Source organism: Alteromonas lipotrueae, from assembly GCF_019249215.1.
GTDB classification, from domain to species: Bacteria; Pseudomonadota; Gammaproteobacteria; order Enterobacterales; family Alteromonadaceae; genus Alteromonas; species Alteromonas lipotrueae.
Genome location: NZ_JAESDI010000005.1, coordinates 122,634 through 141,585, shown reverse-complemented (window position 1 = coordinate 141,585; position 18,952 = coordinate 122,634). Strand labels below are relative to the sequence as shown.

Below are 18,952 nucleotides of genomic sequence, written 5' to 3'. Positions count from 1 at the left end.
CGTTAGTAGCGTATAATCGCTGCATAATAAAAAGCCACTATTCAATGTTGCTGCCTGAATATGTTTTGTTCACTAGGCTCACTTTGATTCAAAATATTCCTACTACACCAAGTTGCTGTATCGAACGTTAACGTAAATACGTTAACTGCTTTCTATTGCACAAGTTCTTACAACGTATTTGTGATTGATGAGGCATACATTATTCCTCACCATCAAATTTTAAGGTATTTATGTCTGCATCACCTTCAAACCAAAGCGCCGTGATTTGGCCTATTTTCGTTATGGCTCTGGGCACATTTGTTTTAGGGCTGACAGAGTTTTCATCTATGTCGATGTTGCCTCTCATCGCCGAATCTTTCGCTGTCACGCCATCAATGGCCGGTAATGTAATAAGCGGCTATGCCATTGGTGTAGTCATAGGTGCGCCGTCGTTTATGTTACTTACCAACAAGACGAATAGACGCACTTCCCTTATTATCTTTGCGGCAATGATGTGTGTGGCTAATGGCTTAAGTGCTATCGCCTCTAGCTTGCCAGAGCTGGTGTTTTATCGCGTATTGTCTGGGTTACCCCACGGCGCTTATTTTGGAACCGCACTATTAATTGCCGCTAATATGGCACCAGCTGGTAAACGGGCCAGCTATATGTCGATGGTGTTTGCTGGTTTAACTATCGCCACTATTGTCGGTGTGCCTATGGCAACCTTGATAGGGCAAAATATGAGTTGGAGAGTGTGTATGGCGCTAGTCGCAGCCCTTGCACTCGTTACCATTGCACTTATTTATATGTTCGTGCCTAGCAGCCCAGTCACCACGCCAACGAACTTACGAGAAGAGTTTGGCGTGCTTAAGAACAAACTCGTCTGGTCTATTTCGGGCATCATATTTGTAGGCTTTGGTGGCGTTTTTTGTATTTATACCTACCTTGCCGATACCATAATAAACGTGACTAAATCTCCGGAGGTAACCATTTCGGTTGCCATGATGATGTTCGGTATTGGTACCACCATCGGTAATTGGTTTATTAGTAAACTCGCTGATAAATCTCCTCTTCGCACCACAGGTATTGCGTTGCTATGCAGTATTGGTGTGTCTGTTATATATGTGTTTGCGGCGAGTAATATTTGGTGGCTTTACCTTACTGTATTTCTACTTGGCGCCAGTGTAGGCTTAGCCGCCGTTATTCAGTCTATGTTGTTAGATATTTCACCCACTGGGCACGCAATGATAGGTGCTCTGGTGCAGTGCGCATTTAATACGGCAAATGCAATTGGCCCAATGTTAGGCGGCGCACTGTTGGCATCGGGTGCTAGTTTCAATGAAACAGGCTACGGATCGGCTATGTTGTTCTTCGGAGGTTTTATATTGTGGGCGCTTAGTTATCTACAGCTGCGTAATCGCAATCCTGCCCTTGCCACTAGCTAAAAATAAAGGTAGCAGAGTACACTTGTTTTATTAATGTACTCTGCTACCACTTCTACTATGCTTCTATCAACTTTGTAGTACACAAAGTCCATAATCTACAAATCAACATATCCTCACCCCAAAGTTTTTTTATTTTCAGCTAGATTCATTTTTACAACCTTAAATTGAGTTGAACTAAAAGTTATTTTTAACAATCCAATCAAAATCTTAAAAATAAAGATCTGTAAAAAACAAAAAAGTCGCATCAGCCAAGTCAACGCTGGTGTTATATGCTAGCGTGATTCCGCAAGCATAAGCAATGCGCAAGCCCAGTGTCTATACAAGCAAAGTTACTTAAACATAACATCGCTGTTCCGGACGATATGTCTGCGATAGAGGCCGTAGTAGTTCAGGCGCGGTCAAAGAAGTCAGGTCGTTTCAAGTGTCCGGTGCAATTAAAGCTGAACAAGTCGTTCCAAAATGAGTTTTCCTATAAAAAATAAATCATGTTCGGCTAATATTTAAAATAGGTGTCTATATTTTGCAGGTAATTCATTTATTTTTCGAACAAAAATATCTTTGTAAAATATTTCAGCAGCCTCGCTCTGCAATTGAATTTGTCCCTCTCGTAAAGGAGTGATCATTCCTCGATCATCAACTGTACGAGAATTTTTCAGTACCATTACCACTTTTCCGTTGACTATGTGTAAACTTTTTCCTTCAAAACAAACCAATTCAATTTCATTCCATTCACCCTCAGGTTCCTCAAAATTCTCTTTGCGCAAAACAAAACCAGAGATATCTTGCCCTGAACCAACTGATATAAATTGTTGAGACTCATCTGCTATTGGATTCATTATGTGTTCTGGAATGTATGCGCGAACATCAATTGCTGAATTTCCCTGATTCCAGTAATCACCTACATGCCCTAGCATAATTTGGAACTCCTGAGAAACCTTCCAAGTTCGCCAGTAATCCTTGCCGTGCTCCCCAATTGCATGATAGAGGATACCGCTGTCTTTGAGTAGTTTTTCTCTAGGAGGGTAGACTTTCCTTCCCCATTTATACTTCAAGCGAAACTGGTAATTTCTATAGGACTTTTTTGTCGTCAACCCCCCATAAATCTCCCCACTTACCTTTAGTATCGGAGTATCTCCTTCTAATACAACATATATTCCGTGGTCATTTGGCGAGTCCAATAGACCAATCGGCTCTAAATTATTGCCATTGTGATCTTTTGGTATTGCTCCGTTATAGTTAATTTGGTGTTTATAACTAAGGAAAGCCTCCCAATCGCTTAATTCCGGATCAAGTAATGATTTCCAATTCAACTCTTGAGTATTATTTGACAATGCCAACGCTGAATAAAGAGAAAAAATTAAGATTGTCGCTATTTTTAGCATTAGATACCCCAAATTAATAATAGTCCCCATGAAATTGATCAAGCAAATTAAGGAAGAAGAAAATTTAAATACTTCACTACTATACTTTTTGTTTGCACGTATGATTTCGCTTGGTGGTCTCACGCGAATTCAATTCCCCAGTCCCCCAATACAGATAAAATATTGTCAGCTAGAAATAGCTTTTTGACGAATAGTTTCTATGTCTTTAAGGAAATTAAGTGAGTCTTTCCAAGTTACAACATCAGATTGTGTTTCGCCCTGTCTGATGCGTTTACAAGCGTGGTCAATTTGAAATTCAAAGCCGCTTCCTTTGCGATTATCTTGAAACCTTTCCTCTATCTTATCGTCTCTCATCAAAGAGCACTCTATGCTACGAAAAAAGTCAGGGATGCAAATTGTACCTTCGGTTCCAATTAAATGGCCGCTATTGGGTAGACGTGCTCTGAAAGACGTGTGCAAGCTTGAAATGCTATTCTCGTATTTAAGTTGCCAAATCACATCGTCATCTACCCCATTAGGTGCCCTGTGTATATTTCCTTGCATTTCTTTTGGAGCAGATGCATTGAATAGTCTATTGAAAGCGATTGGGTAGATTCCCATATCGAACAAGCAGCCCCCAGCGAGTTTTGGATCATATTCTCTGCCTGATTCACAGTAGGGAACGTGGTAGCCAAAATCACACTTTAGATGAATCAATTCGCCTATTTTTCCGCTTCTGTACCAATCTCTCGCTTTTTTTATTGCAGGAAGAAACCATGTCCACATGGCTTCCATCAAGAATACTTTTTCTTCTGTGGCAACACTCATTAGCTCTAATAACTTGCTTTCACTGGTTGTAATGGGTTTTTCACAGAGGATGTGTTTACCTGCACGCATTGCCGCAACAGCATGCTCGAAATGAAAAGTATGAGGAGAACCTATATATACTGCATCAACGTTCTCGTCATTGAATAAAGCTTGGTAGTTGTCATAAGTGGTTTCTACTGAGTGCTCCAATTGAAACCGACGTGCTTTCTCATCATCTCGGCTTGCGACAGCGGCTATCTCGGTGTTTACACAATGTTTAATATCACGAGCAAATGTATGTGTGATCCGACCAGCAGTAACCACTCCCCACTTTATTACTTTTTCTTTTTTAGCAGCCATGTATTTATCCCTAACCTATTTCAATAATATGTCTGGTCGATTCAAAATCCTCAAATGTCTCTTTAATGAATCCGGTAGCAATTGATTTTATGCTTTCAAGCTTGCAAGAATTCAAAAACAATGAAGTCCAGACTAAACGTACTTATTTGATGAACGTTTCTAATAATTCCGCTAAATTTTTATCATTCAAGTGGCTCATCAAAACGTCTTCCATTTGCCCCATGACATGGTCGAATACACAATGAATGTTAGAGCCTACTGGGCAGTTTTCGTTTCCAACACCTCTACTTGACATGAGCTTTGAATTGAAAGACGCCTCATATATTTGTTTCAACGATACTTCTTTTGCATCTTTCGCAAGAGCAACGCCACCCTTCTTACCTCTGTAAGTCTTAATCAAGCCAGCTTCATTCAAAGGAACCAGTAACTGGCGAATTAGTGTAGGGTTGCTCTTAGTGCTACTAGCCAGTTCACTGGATGACACTAGCCTCTCCGAGTCTCGTCGAAACATGTAAGCCAACGCCAACATAATGTGAAGCGAAGTTGAGAATCTGTAGTCAACCATATCGCACTATAACCATATTTCATATAATTGTTAATTTAAGAATAGCATTTAAACAAAAATAGTACTATTCTAATTTTAAATGCTATTCCTAAACTAACATTAAGGGTGAAAAAATGAAGAATCTAACTGGAAAAGTTGCATTAGTTACAGGTGGCTCTAGAGGCCTAGGCGTTGCTATTGCATTAGAGCTAGCAGAAGCTGGAGCAGATGTCGTAATCACTTACAGTCAATCTGCTCAAAAAGCAAAAGATGTAGTCAGTAAAATTGAGGCCCTTGGTCAACGTGGTCTGGCTATTCAGAGTGATCAGGGAGACATAACCGCTTCTGCCCCTCTCGTTGAGCAAGTTGTCAAAGAATTCGGCAGTCTGGACATTCTCGTAAACAACGCAGCACTGGCTAATCAAGGCAGCAAAATTGATGACCCGAACGCTGACACTCAAGCCTGGGATCGCATGTGGCAAGTTAATGTCTTAGGTGTTATTTCTACAATTCGAGCTGCGTCGAAAGTAATGAACAATGGCGGCCGCATAATTTCTATTGGTACTGGGTTAGCTACCCATATAGGTGTACCCGGTGTAACAGAATATGCAGCTACAAAAGCAGCTATCGTCGGTTATTCAAAAGGAGCAGCCAGAGATCTCGGTGCAAGAAAAATCACTGTAAACGTTATTCAACCAGGGATCATGCTGACTGATATGCAAGCGGGAATAGAGGATGTGCCGGACTTCCTTCTGAACATGAAAGCTATTCCAGAGGCTGTTGAAATTGAAGATGTTGCTGCGGCAGTTAGTTTTTTGTCTGGCCCTAATGCAAACAATATCACTGGTGCTGTCCTTGATATCAACGGGGGTTGGACTGCCTAATCAGTTTAATGAGTCAAAGATGCCAGCAGCGCATTGCCTTAGGGAAGTGTAATGCTGGTCATATTGATTAATCAATGTCGTACCACAGATAGTGAATTTCTGGTTTTAGTCAGCTCAATAACAATTCTTCCAAACTAGCTCGATTTTAGAACAACTTGTGTGGATTCAATCATAGCGTCAAAAGACGTCTTAGAAGACAAGAGGTTCAGAATGAAAACCGTTTTGATTAGAGGGTGTAATCGAACATTTGGTAGAGATATAGCACAATTTTTTCTCAACCAAAATTGGAGAGTAGTTGCTACGATGCGGGTTCCAGATGAAAGTCTGTTACCTCGGTCGACTAGACTCACCCTACTTTCGTTAGATGTTACAGATCAAAAGAGTATAAACAGAGTTCTAAGTAAATCTCCCCCAATAGATTTACTAGTGAACAACATGTTTTTTAACCTCACCGACTCATTCATACATGATAGGATTAGAAATCTTAACGATATTTATGAATCGAAATTTGCTGGAAGCTATATCATGTCCTTATCGCTTTTACCTCACTTTCGTAATCAAAAAAAAGGGGAAATCGTAAATATTATACCTTCTTGCAAGATGGGTAATAATCTTACAGACATAGGTATAATGATTAGAATTAAAGGCATTTATAATTTCACACATGCACTATCCGTTCTTCTGAAAAATGACAATATTAAAGTACACTTAGCTACGGAAGAAAACTTTTGTCTCGTTAAAAAATCTAGAGCTAACTTTCATCGAAATGGTGAAGCGGACTTTATTCATAACGTTCGCAATCTGGTAAATAAGAGTGAAATGGTTGTTTGATTAAATTTTCAACCAGCAAATTTTCAAAAACAGAGTTAAATATTGAGACTTAAATAGACTTACTATGAATTAAGTGACTATGTAGTCAAATCCAGTTCTGTTCCTGAAGTATCCCTTCAAATAACATCGAGAAATTAATAAGGTAAAATAGATGAGGAACATTCATGACGTTTGGTGATCAGATATTTCGCCCAAAAAGTGAAGGTTAAACGCCATGAATGTGCTGTCTATTGTGAACAAACTCGTATCGCTTTTCCGCTTTAAAATGCATGAAACAACGCAAAAATCGGTTACTGCGAATCGATCAGACTTCTCTAGCTGCTATACTGCTTGGTATGGTGTTCGTTACCTCTAATAAATACCCGTAGCATCCAAGCAAACACTGAGATGAAAAGAGTGTAATTTCTCCCTACCTAGGGCTCAGGGCTATCGCCTGTCGGGTACAGTTTATTACCGACAATAGAAAGCTGCACTCAAGTGGGTACAACATAACCCGATAAATATCATAAGAGTCTCTTAGCGAAGAACTAACTTTGACTTTATAGTTTCTTCATTGTCTTCCCCCCACTTACAAAGTGGCCTTAACGTTTCTACCAAACTTTTTCCTAGTGGCGTCAATGAGTAGTCAACTCGTGGCGGTATTTCCTTATAATCAGTTCTAGTGATTACACCATTCGCCTCCAACTCTTTTAACTGTTGTATTAAAACTTTATCGCTAATCCCATTTACAGAGCGCTTTAGCTCGCCATATCTACACGCACTTTTTTGCAAAAAGTAAAGTATTAGAGGCTTCCACTTCCCACCAATCAGTCGCAACGCGGCATCCAAACCACACAAAAATGGAGAATTTGTATTCATTTAATTCAAACCTTATTTACCTGTCGCCAAATACCTGCTGACGATATGTTAATCATAAAAATTTATTCCCTATTTTTGAATGAAAAACAGGGCTGCCTCCCTACACACAAAAAGGTAAGTACTTGACTAAAAGTTATCATAAAATGAGAATGACTCCATAACATTTACTTAGCCTAATGGTGGGAGATTTATATGAAGATCGGTTTATTGGGTGCAGGAACAGTAGCGCAAGCGTTTGCTCGACATGCCATTGCTTCTGGCCATGAAGTTGTTTTCAGTAATAGTCGAGGTCCTGACACTTTAAAAAGCCTTGTCCAAAAATTTGGTGAAAAGGCATCAGCAGGAACAATGAAAGAAGTTGTTGAATTGGAAGTGGTTTTACTCGCTGTACCGTGGAAACATGTGCAGAGTGTCTTGCAGAGTCTCGGGGAATGGAAAAACCAAATTCTCATCGACCCTACTAATCCAATTGATGAAAATGGCGTTGTAAACCTAAGTGGTGAAAATACTTCTCAATTAATAGCAAGTTATGCTCCAGGCGCTCGTTTAGTTAAAGCAATGAACGCTAACTTCATGGAAAATTTTGAACAGGACCCACGCCAAGGTCAATTCAGAAGAGTTATTTTTGTGTCTGGTGACTACAAAGGCGCAGTGGAAGTTGTAGCTGACTTATTTGAAAGTTTTGGCTTGGCTCCAATTCTGCTGGGTTCCCTCGAAAGTGGTGGCCGCATGCAACAAGTTGGAAATACACTAGCCGGTCACGACTTTTTTATTCCCTGGCCAGCTCCTCGTAGCTTCCCTCAATTCAATGGCGAGCAATAAAGGCTATGTAATGGCAATACAAACATGAAGGGGAAGCCGACTTGATCATTATCGTTATGGTGAGCCATCTTCCGTGTTGAGTGTTGAGTGTTGAGTGTTGAGTGTTGAAAATATTAGCTCACACTATGAATTGTTGCCTGCAGAAGTAAAAGCTCGTATCACAAAGAGCATTATTCACCCAGAAGATCTTTAACTTATTGTAGCAAGATATGCCGCCCCATCTTTACCGTTCTTGCCCTTGATCTTTTACTTTGCTTATCACTTAAAATCGCTCATAGAATTACTACATTTTTCCTTAACTGTTAACAGAGCAGCCAAAGTCAATAACCTATCATATCGGAGACAATGGCAATGAGACACGATACTCCCCCCCCAACAAAAAACTTTACTATTTTTACCAATTAGGTAATGCTGGTTAAGTGATAGATATAAGAACATAGGTAGACATGCATGAAGACAGTATTGGTTACTGGTGGCTCAGGTTTTGTTGGTAGTCATTGTTTAGCGGCAGCTCTAAAAGGTGGCTTTATTGTAAAAACAACTATTCGCTCAAAGGAAAAAATCGCTATTGTGAAGGAGATGCTCTCACATGCAGGCATAGATGATTTAACCAATGTGTCATTCCATATTGCAGATCTTAAGTACGATGATGGCTGGGAAGAAGCGATGAAAGATGTCGACTATGTCTTACACGTTGCCTCACCATTCCCTTCTAAGTCACCAACAGACGAAGAAAAGGTAACAAAACCATCTATCGAAGGAACGTTAAGAGTACTGAAACTGGCTTCAGATTTTGATGTTAAAAGAGTTGTGCTGACATCCTCTTTCGGAGCAATTGGCTACGGACACCCAAGATCCAAGAAATTTTTCACAGAGAACGACTGGTCTCCGTCTGATTCAAAAGATATCAGTAGCTATATAAAGTCTAAAATCGAAGCGGAAAAGATCGCGTGGCAATTTATCAAGGAAAGTGAGTCTAACCTGCAACTTACGGTAATCAATCCAGTAGGCATTTTCGGACCTATATTAGGCAAAAACCTATCCAGCTCCATACAGCTTATTCAAGGTATGTTGCAAGGGAAAATCCCTGCAACACCTAAGGTAAATTTTGGCGTAGTCGATGTCCGAGACTTAGCGCAACTCCATATAAAGGCAATGCTTGCACCTAACGCTCAAGGACAGCGAATAATTGCCTCGGCGACTGATTGCCTACCAATGATTGTTACCGCCAAGACGCTTCGCCAGTGTTTAGGTGCGCAAGCCGACAAAGTTCCGAAAAAACAGCTACCAGATTGGTTTGTAAAGTTGCTTTCCCTCGTAAATCAGCAAATGAAAGAACTTGTGCCAGAACTCGGCAGGGAAAAGCACTTGGATAGAAAAAAAGCCGTTGAGTTGCTTGACTGGCATCCCCGGCCTATTGAGGAAACTCTGTATGACACTGCTAAGAGTTTGTTCAATTTCGGTTTAGTTTGACAGAGAAACAAAGATGAATAATTTTAGAGTAACGACGATTGTTCTAGCCCTCTTGCTCTCTTTTTATGGTTTGCCATAGTTTTAGACCAAAAATACGGAGTCTGAATAAAGTACGCTAACATTCCAGAATCTACTGTACGAGGCGTAAATATTGGTAACCCATTAGTGCTAATAGCGATTCATTATAAATAAAAACCTGCAATAAACGGAAAAAACAAATCATGACGGAGCATTCACCGCATAATAAGACGCAAACCAGGACGGACATCAAGATTTTAAGTGCCGCGCTAACAGTTTTCGGGCATTACGGCTATAAGAAAACTTCAATGGAGCAATTAGCAAGAGCAGCAGATCTCTCTAAACCTAGTTTGTATCTGCATTTTTCCGGTAAGGAAGATATTTTTATCGAATCCATGAGGTTTTATCTCAGTGACGGATTGGGGAAAGTTGAATATTACTTAAAGGACAAAAGTGTTTCTTTTAACGAGCGAATAGTAAACGCCCTAGACCATTGGTTTGGCAGAAATATCGACCTGTTCCATATCGACCCGCACGAAGTCATCACCGTCGGAAATAGAATTGCATACTCCGAAGTTAACGAAGTGAAAATGAAGTTTATTGATACCATTGCAACTGCAATTTCAGAAAACAGCAACGTTAACGGGATCAAGTTAACAACATCCGCCTTGGAATTGGCCAATGTAATCTTCTTGTTTGGGACGTGCTGGAAAGAAAATAAGCAAACACGGCCAGAATTCAGGAAGCACCTTGAGCTATTTGTAAAAGCACTCTTTTAACTGAAAGCTGTTAATTTTGAAACTTATAACCCGCTTGCTGATAAAAAGCGTTGCTGGAGATTCTCAACAACGCTTGGTAATGTAACAGATAGTTACTTTGTATTAGACCCTTTGGGACCGCTCACCCAAAACATAAAGCCTGTAAAGACGCTACTCCCCCCGATTAGACGAGAAAAGGCCCAGGACAGATAACGTTAATCAACGCCTGAGAGTTTTCATTGACTGGCTAACTGAGAAAATTCTACCATCAGCCCCCCTGCGCTAGACTCTATTGAAGCTCATGAGACAGCTCATCCTCAGAGCAACATCCTCCTTCTTTGGCATCTGTTACCAATATGTGCAAGTGGCCAGCCACATGCTTTACATGCGACATAACAATATCCAATTCCGCCAGGTTTGATGAGTCAGCTTGGAGGCCTACAACATCGTTGCCAATTATGTTGGTCGCATTGTCGACTTCTCTCTGAGAGCGACCAGTAACAAAAACCTTAGCTCCTTGGATAGAGAATTCTTTGGCTGCAGCGAGGCGAATACCTTTAGTACCTTTAGTACCTTTAGTACCTTTAGTACCTTCAAGTACCTTCAAGTACCAATGCAATTTTACCATTCTTCTCAATAGTTTCATCAAGTACTTTAATGCCCCTGGGCCCCGTTTATCTGATACTAGTAATTTAGCTAGAGTGGTTGCTGCACGTAACTACCATCCCAAAACTCTTTGCTCATGCGCTATCGTTAGTGCATTAAGGAATTCTTGTTCAACCTGCTCACCAGATTCTCCACTCGCCTGCAATATCATTCTTCGGACACGACAAATTTCAGCAAATTGGTATTTAACGGGCCGACGGCCACCATCATTTTCGGTCGTTACAAATTGCTCTTTGTCAGACGCCATTATCTTCTCTGCCATAAGTTTTGAACGGATGATCTCGTTAAAAACATAACAAATATAAGTTTGTTGCCACATCGTAATTGCAAGAGCTTAAACCATGTTCTTTACAGTAACTTTCAAGTTTTTACGTGAAGCTTCATTCCATCCACCTATATTCTTGGTCTGAGGTAAAAGGTTCATGGCCGTGTATCAAGAGATGCCAGTAGCCGATTCCTGATTGCAGAATCCTCAACCATTTTGGAGCAAAGCATGAGTTACAGACTTATTAATAAAGTGATATTGATTACAGGTGGCACCAGCGGTATTGGTCTAGCCTCAGCCAAAGAATTTACTTCACAAGGGGCGATAGTGTTTATCACCGGACGCCGTAAAAGTTCCCTAGATGACGCCGTTGCAACTTGTGGACCTCGTGCAATAGGAATTCAAGCAGATGTCTCTAATTTGGTCGACTTAGACTCTGTGATGAACACAATCATTCAGCAAGCAGGTCACATTGATGTTGTTTTTGCGAACGCCGGTGGTGGTGACATGTTGCCGCTGGGTACGGTTACAGAAGAGCACTTCGATAGTATTTTCGATACAAATGTAAAAGGCTTACTTTTTACAGTTCAAAAAGCCTTACCTCTGATGAAGGATGGTGGCTCCATCATTCTGACGTCCTCCACAACAGGAAGCAAAGGCACTGAGAACTTCAGTGTTTATAGTGCCAGTAAAGCGGCGGTTCGAAACTTTGCACGTAGTTGGTTGTTGGAACTTAAACCACAATCGATACGTGTCAACGTTATCAGCCCTGGCCCTATTCGAACGCCAGGTTTAGGTGGGTTGGCGCCAGAAGGTCAACAAGAAGGCTTATTTGATTTCTTGGCTACACAGGTACCTATCGGTCGCTTAGGTCGACCAGAAGAAATCGCAAAAGCTGCACTCTTCCTGGCTTCAGATGACAGCAGCTTTGTAAATGGCATCGAATTATTTGTTGATGGTGGCGCAGCGCAAGTTTAAGGGGGCTCGTTGCTAATTGGAGATGAAGATGATTAATTTATACACGTGGTCAACACCGAATGGGCGTAAGGTATCGATAATGCTCGAAGAGCTTCAGGTTCCTTACCAAGTACATGCCATTAACTTGTCGAAAAGTGAGCAATTTACCCCAGAGTTTCTGCGCATTTCCCCCAACAACAAAATTCCCGCAATTGTCGACGAAAACCCAATTGGTAAACCTATTACCGTATTTGAGAGTGGAGCCATTCTGACTTATCTAGCAGAAACGTATGGGAAGTTTCTAGCGCCATCTGGCGAAGAACGCTACAAAGCAATTGAATGGCTTCATTGGCAAATGGGTGGTCTAGGCCCAATGATGGGACAGCTCGGATTTTTTGAGAAGTTTTCAAAAGAGAAATCACCTTTGGCCAGCGCCCGGTTTTTAGTTGAAGTAGACCGCTTACTTAAAGTGATGGATAAACGATTAAGCGATACCACCTATCTTGCGGGAGAGAGTTTCACTATCACTGACATAGCTTGTTACCCATGGATTTACAGTGCAACGACCTTCTTAGGAGATCTGCTTGCAGCAAGCCTTAAAGATAAAGAATCACTAAGACGTTGGCTAAAAGCTGTTGGTAATCGATCGGGTGTCCAACGCGGAATGACTGTGCCGTCTTAATTTTTAATTACAAATTTTCTAAGGAGAATCAAAATGACGAATATTTTAGTCCTTTATTATTCAAGTTATGGTCACGTAGAAACTATGGCCAATGCAGTTTCAGCAGGTGCGTCATCTGTTGAAGGCGTTACAGTTACAACTAAGCGCGTTCCTGAGTTAGTGCCGGAAGACGCAGCCATGCAGGCAGGAATTAAGTTAGAACAAGAGGCTGATATCGCCTCTCCCGAAGAACTTGCTGACTATGATGCCATCATATTTGGAACGCCTACGCGATTCGGAAATATGGCGGCGCAGATGCGGAACTTCCTAGATCAAACAGGCGGTCTTTGGTTTGGGGGCAAGCTAATCGGAAAAGTCGGTAGTGTTTTTACCTCTACCGGAACTGGAGGCGGTAATGAAACAACAATCCAATCTTTCCATACTACGCTTTTCCATCATGGAATGGTTCTAGTTGGCCTGCCTTACGCGGCTCAGGAACTTACCGATATTTCTGAAGTGAAAGGAGGATCGCCACTAGGTGCCGCTTGCATAGCTGGGTCGGATGGAAGCCGCCAGCCATCTGAGAAAGAATTAGCTCTGGCAAAATTTCAAGGCCAACACGTGGCTAATATCGCAACCAAGCTAAATTCTTAGAACCGTAAAATAAGGAAGCGTATTTCAGCTCTACACTTTCGTTTACCTCTAGTAAATAAATACCAATTAACTTTCAAGTCGATTTGAAATTTAACTAAGGGCATAGATGAAAATTTACATTTAGCGCAAATTACACACAATAATTATGGTAATAACTTTACCCGCCTTTTAGAGGCGAAATGAACGTCCTGGAGGACAAACCTATGAACGCTATTTATACCGCAACAGCTACTTCTACCGGTGGTCGTGATGGCCGCTCAATCTCTTCCGACAATAAACTTGACGTTGCCCTTAGTACACCCAAAGAGCTTGGTGGCCTTGGTGGTGATGGTACAAACCCAGAGCAACTGTTTGCCGCTGGCTACTCTGCTTGTTTTATTGGCGCGATGAAGTTTGTCGCTGCGCAGCAGAAACTGCAACTACCAGATGACCTTTCCGTTACAGCAAAAATAGGCATCGGTGAAAATACTCGCGGTACCGGTTTTGCTATCAACGCTAATCTGAATGTTGTATTGCCTAGCTTAGACAACGATGTTGCTGAAAAACTCGTTGCAGATGCACATCACATTTGTCCATATTCTAATGCAACGCGTGGCAACATTGACATGACCACAACCATTGCTTAATGAAAGAGGAGTATCAAAGTGAAAAAGCTACTTTTATCAGCGATGGTCGCCAGTACTTTTTTGGCATCTAGCGTTTCTTTTGCCGCCGGTTCACCTGGCACCGAAAAAAATACGCAAGCATTCTTGGAAATGTTAGAGCAAAGCGGTGGAACACCACTTGAATTGCTCTCTCCAAAAGATGCGCGAGCTGTCCTGACAGGCGCTCAAAAGGGAGCCACTCTGCGTGCTGCCGATGTTATGCACAAAACCATAAACGTTGATGGAGAGGCCATCGACTTGGTGATTGTTAAACCAGAAAACGCTCATGGCTCGCTACCTGTTTTTATGTATTTTCATGGCGGTGGGTGGGTTCTAGGTGATTACCCTACACATGAGCGATTGATTCGAGATCTGGTTGTTAATTCTGGTGCTGCGGCGGTTTACGTTGACTATACACCGTCACCAGAAGCAAAGTATCCAACGGCAATTAATCAGGCCTACGCTGCTACCAAATGGGTATCTGAAAACGGCCGTAAAATTGGTGTGGATGGTTCAAGGTTGGCTGTTGCCGGTAACAGTGTAGGTGGCAATATGGCTACCGTAGTTGCTCTAAAAGCCAAAGAAGCTGGTACGCCTAATATTGAATTCCAGTTGCTATTGTGGCCAGTGACTGATGCAAGCTTTTATAATGCATCATACTCAGAGTTTGCCAATGATCACTTCTTGACTAAAGGAATGATGGAATGGTTCTGGGACAATTACACAACTGATCAAATCGAACGCAATGAGATCTATGCCTCGCCATTACGAGCAACTACTGAGCAATTGGCTGGCTTACCTCCAGTGCTGATTCAAACGGCGGAAAAAGACGTACTGCGTGACGAAGCGGAAGCATATGGTCGGAAGTTAAATGATGCGGGTGTAACGGTAACCGTGACTCGTTATAACGGCATGATCCATGACTTCGGCATGTTGAACGTTCTGGCAGATGTACCTACTGTTCAAGATTCATTACTTCAAGCCGGACAAGCATTAAAATCACACCTAGAAAAATAATTATTAATTGAGGAGGTGGCTCCATTTTACTCAACAACTTCCCCTCCTCATTCCGTGAAGTTGGGCACGGAATGAGGAGAAGGCTCTATAGAAATTCAACAACTTAATTGTGTGCACTAACCTGCCTTAATCACTAAAAAAAGTCATAAATTGCACCTTAAACAACCAACGAGTCATTGACAAAAAACACGCGGAAAGAGCCAATAAACCCTTCGTGATAGGTCGCAAAAACTGGTTGTTTGAATTTAGGTTAGAAAGTGTTGTGAATAAGAGTGGCTTTCGCTCTAAATTGACTTTTTTAATTCTAGTGCAACTTTCATATCAAGCGTTCCAACTTCTCTACCAAATTTATTAATTGTTTGTTCAAGTATTTCACTTGCCTCTCTTTTTCTTTTTTCTAATATTAGTAATTTAGCTAACGACGTAGCTGCTCGTAGTTCCCATCCTAAAACTCTTTGCTCCTGCGCTATCGTTAGTGCATTACGGTATTCTTGCTCAACTTGCTCAATAGGCTCTCCATTTGCCTGATATATCATTCCTCGGACACGACAAACTTCAGCAAACTGGTACTGTTCGCCTTGGGTTCGTGAAAATTGGTGAGCTTCTTCTAATATCGACAAGGCTTCATCGCCTAGATTGACCGTACTCAAAGCACGGGCAAGAACGAGCAAGAACTCAGTGGAGAGAACTCTATGTTGCTCTTTTGAAAGCGTATTCAGTCCTGCTCGAAGATCTTCAATGCCGACACGCGGATCCCCCTTTAACACTGCCAAGTATCCTCGCATACTGACACCAACAGCCAGATAGGGTTCCAAAGAAAATTCTTTGGCGTTTTTTATCAACCGAGTAATACGAATGGTGGCAGTGGATATATCTCCAGACCATAAAGAAACAGTCGCTGTGGACATTAACGCGATACATAAAGCAACACCGTAGTCCCTAGATTCAGCCACACGAATTGCCTCTTCACAGACCTGCTCAGCTTTAGACGGCCTCCCCCGTAGCCAAAGCACACGAGCCAAGACAATTAACCCTCGGCTAAGGTGATCAAACCCAAAAGCGTCTAAATAGAATGTTTCGGTAGTTGACCTTCTCATTGCTTTTTCACAATACTCATGAGCAAGCGTCTGATCGCCACACAAATGTATGGCGACACCCATCATCCATTCCGCCATCGCAGTAAAATAATCGCTATGAATTTTATCTGAAACGCGTATCGCTTGTTCTGAAATCCCCATTAACTCTTGAAACTCGCCGGTACGAGATTTATAGATGTGTAAGCCAGCGAGAAGTCTAAGCTCAGCCTCAAAGCTGTCTAGCTCACGTGCCAGTTCAATACCCTTGTTAATTGATTCCAGTGTTTGCTGTGAGTTCCCCTTGGTAAACATCACTGAAACCGCCAGTCCCTCCCAAAGGGCTAGCTCGACTTCTGTGTTTCGTTCATCAGCTGCCAGGCAATTTAAGGCTTGTTGAGTCCAATTTAGGCATTCCTTTAGCATTGACCTTCTTAGCAGCACTGGGGTTGTCAAAGCAACAAGTTTGGATACATACGCTTTGTTAGCATTGTCTTGCAAGCTACTCTCAATAGATGCACTAATATTACCAAGTACATCCGCTAGATCATTGTTCGCCACAAAACTGCGCTCATACCCATCATTTTTCGACCTAGCTAAAACAGCAATGAGGTACTGACGATGCTTTATTTCTATGGTTTGCATTTCGCCACTCTCACTCAGCTTTTCAGATACATAGCGCAATGTGGTAATAAGTAGCCGATACCCCCCCTCTATAACGCCATTGGATCTTGAGATTAACGACTTGTCACACAGACTTGCAATTGATAGTTCAACATCATCTTCACTCAACAGGTCATCGCAAATTACTTTTTTCGCCGCGTTAAGAGTAAATGCTCCGACGAATATAGACAGCCTTACTATTACCATTCGATCTCGGCGTTCTAGCAGTAAAAAACTCCACTCAACCATTGCCTTAAGCGACTGATGTCTGTTGATAGCGTCTCGTCGACCTGGTAACTGAATATTTTTTTTGCTGTTAATTAAGATAGATGTTCCGTCAATACCATGTTGCCCTACCCGACTACCAGCCAATTCAATTGCGAGTGCATTTCCATCTACACTTTCGCAGATTTTTGCGACTAACTTAGCGTCGTCATCGCTGAGTTCTCGACGATAACCACTCGAAATCGCTCGCTCCATGAAAAGCTGAACTGCTGGCCACTTCGTTATTTCTTTTGCTGTTAGATCTGATTCTTGTGGTGGCACTTTCAAAGAGCCTAAAGTAAAAACTTCCTCTCCTTCAACCTTTATTGCTTCCCTACTGGTGGTAAGGAGAAATAGCTGAGGTACTTCTCTAAACAGTTTTCTGAGAATAAAAGACACGTCATCAATCACATGTTCACAATTGTCTAGCAATATTAGCGTTTGTTTCTCTTTTAAGTGCGAAACCATTGATGCAACGGCATTCCGGCCTCTTAAAGAAATTCCTAAAGACGACACTAATGCCGTTTCAATGAAATCTCCACGGGTCACAAGTGCCAGCTCCACGAAACAAACATTCCCATAGATTTTTTCGTCGAGCGATTTTGCAATGTTCAACGCCAAACTAGTTTTACCCACGCCACCTGGACCAGTAATACTCACAAACCGTTTCTTCAATAGCAGCTCTTGCACTGATGAAATTTCACTTTCTCGCCCAATTAGTTTGGACAGAAGCTTTGGTAGATTCGACATAGTTGGGGTCAACAGTGACGCTTGATTGATGATTTCTACCGGCTCGGTAAATAAATAACCTCTCCTTTGTACGGTTTTAATGTATTCAGTGTCAGCACCATTTTCGCGAAATAATTTTCTCAAAGACGCGATATTGACTCTAAGGTTTGCCTCTTCAACGAAAAGTTTTGGCCATGCCCTAGATATTAATATTTCTTGTGATACAACTTGACCAGAGCGCTCCAAGAGCGCGACTAAAATGTCAAATGCTCGTCCCCCGACCTCCAATTGTTGACCGTTATAACTTACATTTTGACCGTTGAGATCAACCAAAAACCCATCAAATTGGTATTTAACGGGCCTAAGCCCTCTATGTTTCTCGATTGTAGCGAACTGGTCGGTGTCAGAAGTCATTGTCTTCTCTGCCATAAGTTTTGAACGGATGGTCACGTTAAAAATATAACAAATATAAATTTGCTGCTACCTCGAAGTTGCAAGAGTATAAACAATGTTCTTTACAGTATATTTCAAGCTTTACATGAAGCTGGGAAGTCCAAACGTCATTTCTTCTACATATACTCTGAGGGAGATGGCCTTAGAGGCGACACCACCGACCCACATGCGTAAATGAAGTAACGTAATCTATAGGGTAAACCCACAGTCAAGAGGATTAATTGAGGATACTCACAGGAGAGTTAGCAAAGTTATCAGGATTGTCAAAAGACGGCGTTAGGCACTATGAAAAATTAGGAATAATCATGTCATGTCCGTTGCAAGCAGGTAGTCGTATTTACAAAAATTACCGTACAACTTGCCTGAAACGAATTGAACAAGCTAAACAAGCGCAATGAATTGGATTATCACGTAAAGACAATGGGCCCGATTTTAGACATACATGAAATTGAAGGATTAACAGAATCAGATACGGTAGCTTTTCTAAAGGACCGGCCACAGGGAGAATGATGAAGTGAGCAGCCCTTTGTGAAAGGAGCTATTTCGCTATTACCTCAACCCCATTCAAGCTCTCCCCAAAAGGACTGATAAACACTAATCAAATGTAGGAAGTGCGACACCAGTTCGAGCATTATTTGCACCCAAGTTCCTTTCAGCACTGGCCACATCAGGACGATACTTTAGATAATTCACGGATTGCGCAATCGGCAGTGGCTCACCGATACTCGGCAAGCTAGGATTATGACTCAGTTGTACTCTGACACCC

19 protein-coding genes are annotated in these 18,952 nt (G+C 41.7%); 12 read left to right on the top strand and 7 right to left on the bottom strand.

Going from position 1 to position 18,952, the window contains the following annotated elements:
• The first annotated feature begins 230 nt into the window (after positions 1-230).
• Complete coding sequence (locus JKP82_RS07035) at positions 231-1,424, top strand: MFS transporter (protein ID WP_159529992.1); 1,194 nt, start codon at positions 231-233, stop codon at positions 1,422-1,424.
• A 500-nt stretch (positions 1,425-1,924) separates the two neighbouring features.
• On the opposite strand, the gene JKP82_RS07030 is transcribed toward JKP82_RS07035, so the two are convergent.
• From JKP82_RS07030 to JKP82_RS07020, 3 genes are all read right to left on the bottom strand, one after another.
• Positions 1,925-2,929, bottom strand: a complete 1,005-nt coding sequence (locus tag JKP82_RS07030) for a 3-keto-disaccharide hydrolase (protein ID WP_218396396.1) — start codon at positions 2,927-2,929, stop codon at positions 1,925-1,927.
• A gap of 42 nt (positions 2,930-2,971) precedes the next feature.
• Positions 2,972-3,952: a Gfo/Idh/MocA family protein gene (locus JKP82_RS07025; protein ID WP_159529990.1), complete on the bottom strand. Its 981-nt coding sequence runs from the start codon at positions 3,950-3,952 to the stop codon at positions 2,972-2,974.
• Between the two features lie 142 nt (positions 3,953-4,094).
• A complete protein-coding gene (locus tag JKP82_RS07020; protein WP_159529988.1) occupies positions 4,095-4,517 on the bottom strand; it encodes an Rrf2 family transcriptional regulator in 423 nt (140 codons plus the stop codon).
• Positions 4,518-4,630: 113 nt separating this feature from the next.
• Here JKP82_RS07020 and JKP82_RS07015 point away from each other — a divergent pair, with 113 nt between their 5' ends.
• Together JKP82_RS07015 and JKP82_RS07010 are read left to right on the top strand one after the other, a co-directional pair.
• Positions 4,631-5,380: an SDR family NAD(P)-dependent oxidoreductase gene (locus JKP82_RS07015; protein ID WP_218396394.1), complete on the top strand. Its 750-nt coding sequence runs from the start codon at positions 4,631-4,633 to the stop codon at positions 5,378-5,380.
• A 210-nt stretch (positions 5,381-5,590) separates the two neighbouring features.
• Positions 5,591-6,211, top strand: coding sequence for an SDR family NAD(P)-dependent oxidoreductase (locus tag JKP82_RS07010; protein ID WP_218396392.1), 621 nt, complete (start codon positions 5,591-5,593; stop codon positions 6,209-6,211).
• A gap of 516 nt (positions 6,212-6,727) precedes the next feature.
• Here the strand turns inward: JKP82_RS07010 and JKP82_RS07005 are convergent.
• Positions 6,728-7,069 (bottom strand): winged helix-turn-helix transcriptional regulator, encoded by a 342-nt coding sequence (locus JKP82_RS07005; RefSeq protein ID WP_159529982.1) that lies wholly within the window; start codon positions 7,067-7,069, stop codon positions 6,728-6,730.
• 192 nt (positions 7,070-7,261) lie between these two features.
• Between JKP82_RS07005 and JKP82_RS07000 the strand changes: the two genes are divergently transcribed.
• From JKP82_RS07000 to JKP82_RS06990, 3 genes are all read left to right on the top strand, one after another.
• A complete protein-coding gene (locus JKP82_RS07000; protein ID WP_218396390.1) occupies positions 7,262-7,891 on the top strand; it encodes an NADPH-dependent F420 reductase in 630 nt (209 codons plus the stop codon).
• Between the two features lie 450 nt (positions 7,892-8,341).
• Positions 8,342-9,364, top strand: a complete 1,023-nt coding sequence (locus tag JKP82_RS06995; RefSeq protein WP_218396388.1) for an SDR family oxidoreductase — start codon at positions 8,342-8,344, stop codon at positions 9,362-9,364.
• Positions 9,365-9,585: 221 nt separating this feature from the next.
• Positions 9,586-10,161, top strand: a complete 576-nt coding sequence (locus tag JKP82_RS06990) for a TetR/AcrR family transcriptional regulator (RefSeq protein ID WP_218396386.1) — start codon at positions 9,586-9,588, stop codon at positions 10,159-10,161.
• Between the two features lie 268 nt (positions 10,162-10,429).
• Here JKP82_RS06990 and JKP82_RS06985 read toward each other — a convergent pair whose 3' ends face one another.
• A complete protein-coding gene (locus tag JKP82_RS06985) occupies positions 10,430-10,786 on the bottom strand; it encodes an SDR family NAD(P)-dependent oxidoreductase (protein WP_258544360.1) in 357 nt (118 codons plus the stop codon).
• 72 nt (positions 10,787-10,858) lie between these two features.
• On the bottom strand, positions 10,859-11,053 hold the full coding sequence (locus tag JKP82_RS06980) for a hypothetical protein (protein ID WP_218396382.1): 195 nt from the start codon (positions 11,051-11,053) through the stop codon (positions 10,859-10,861).
• Between the two features lie 246 nt (positions 11,054-11,299).
• Here JKP82_RS06980 and JKP82_RS06975 point away from each other — a divergent pair, with 246 nt between their 5' ends.
• The 5 genes from JKP82_RS06975 (at position 11,300) to JKP82_RS06955 (ending at position 15,004) form a co-directional block, all read left to right on the top strand.
• Positions 11,300-12,049, top strand: coding sequence for an SDR family NAD(P)-dependent oxidoreductase (locus JKP82_RS06975; protein WP_159529970.1), 750 nt, complete (start codon positions 11,300-11,302; stop codon positions 12,047-12,049).
• A 28-nt stretch (positions 12,050-12,077) separates the two neighbouring features.
• The gene (locus tag JKP82_RS06970) at positions 12,078-12,710 is read left to right on the top strand and encodes a glutathione S-transferase family protein (protein ID WP_159529968.1); all 633 of its coding nucleotides are present in this window, start codon (positions 12,078-12,080) and stop codon (positions 12,708-12,710) included.
• A gap of 33 nt (positions 12,711-12,743) precedes the next feature.
• Positions 12,744-13,343 carry an NAD(P)H:quinone oxidoreductase gene (gene wrbA / locus JKP82_RS06965; RefSeq protein WP_159529966.1) on the top strand — a complete coding sequence of 200 codons (600 nt, stop codon included), beginning with the start codon at positions 12,744-12,746 and terminating at the stop codon, positions 13,341-13,343.
• Between the two features lie 203 nt (positions 13,344-13,546).
• Positions 13,547-13,969, top strand: a complete 423-nt coding sequence (locus JKP82_RS06960) for an organic hydroperoxide resistance protein (protein WP_159529964.1) — start codon at positions 13,547-13,549, stop codon at positions 13,967-13,969.
• Positions 13,970-13,987: 18 nt separating this feature from the next.
• Positions 13,988-15,004, top strand: coding sequence for an alpha/beta hydrolase fold domain-containing protein (locus tag JKP82_RS06955; RefSeq protein WP_218396380.1), 1,017 nt, complete (start codon positions 13,988-13,990; stop codon positions 15,002-15,004).
• Between the two features lie 284 nt (positions 15,005-15,288).
• Here the strand turns inward: JKP82_RS06955 and JKP82_RS06950 are convergent, their stop codons facing one another.
• Entirely contained in the window at positions 15,289-18,147 is a 2,859-nt protein-coding gene (locus JKP82_RS06950) for an ATP-binding protein (RefSeq protein WP_218396378.1), read from the bottom strand.
• Positions 18,148-18,407: 260 nt separating this feature from the next.
• Here JKP82_RS06950 and JKP82_RS21050 point away from each other — a divergent pair, with 260 nt between their 5' ends.
• Positions 18,408-18,584: a MerR family DNA-binding transcriptional regulator gene (locus JKP82_RS21050; protein WP_159529960.1), complete on the top strand. Its 177-nt coding sequence runs from the start codon at positions 18,408-18,410 to the stop codon at positions 18,582-18,584.
• The last annotated feature ends 368 nt before the right edge of the window (positions 18,585-18,952 follow it).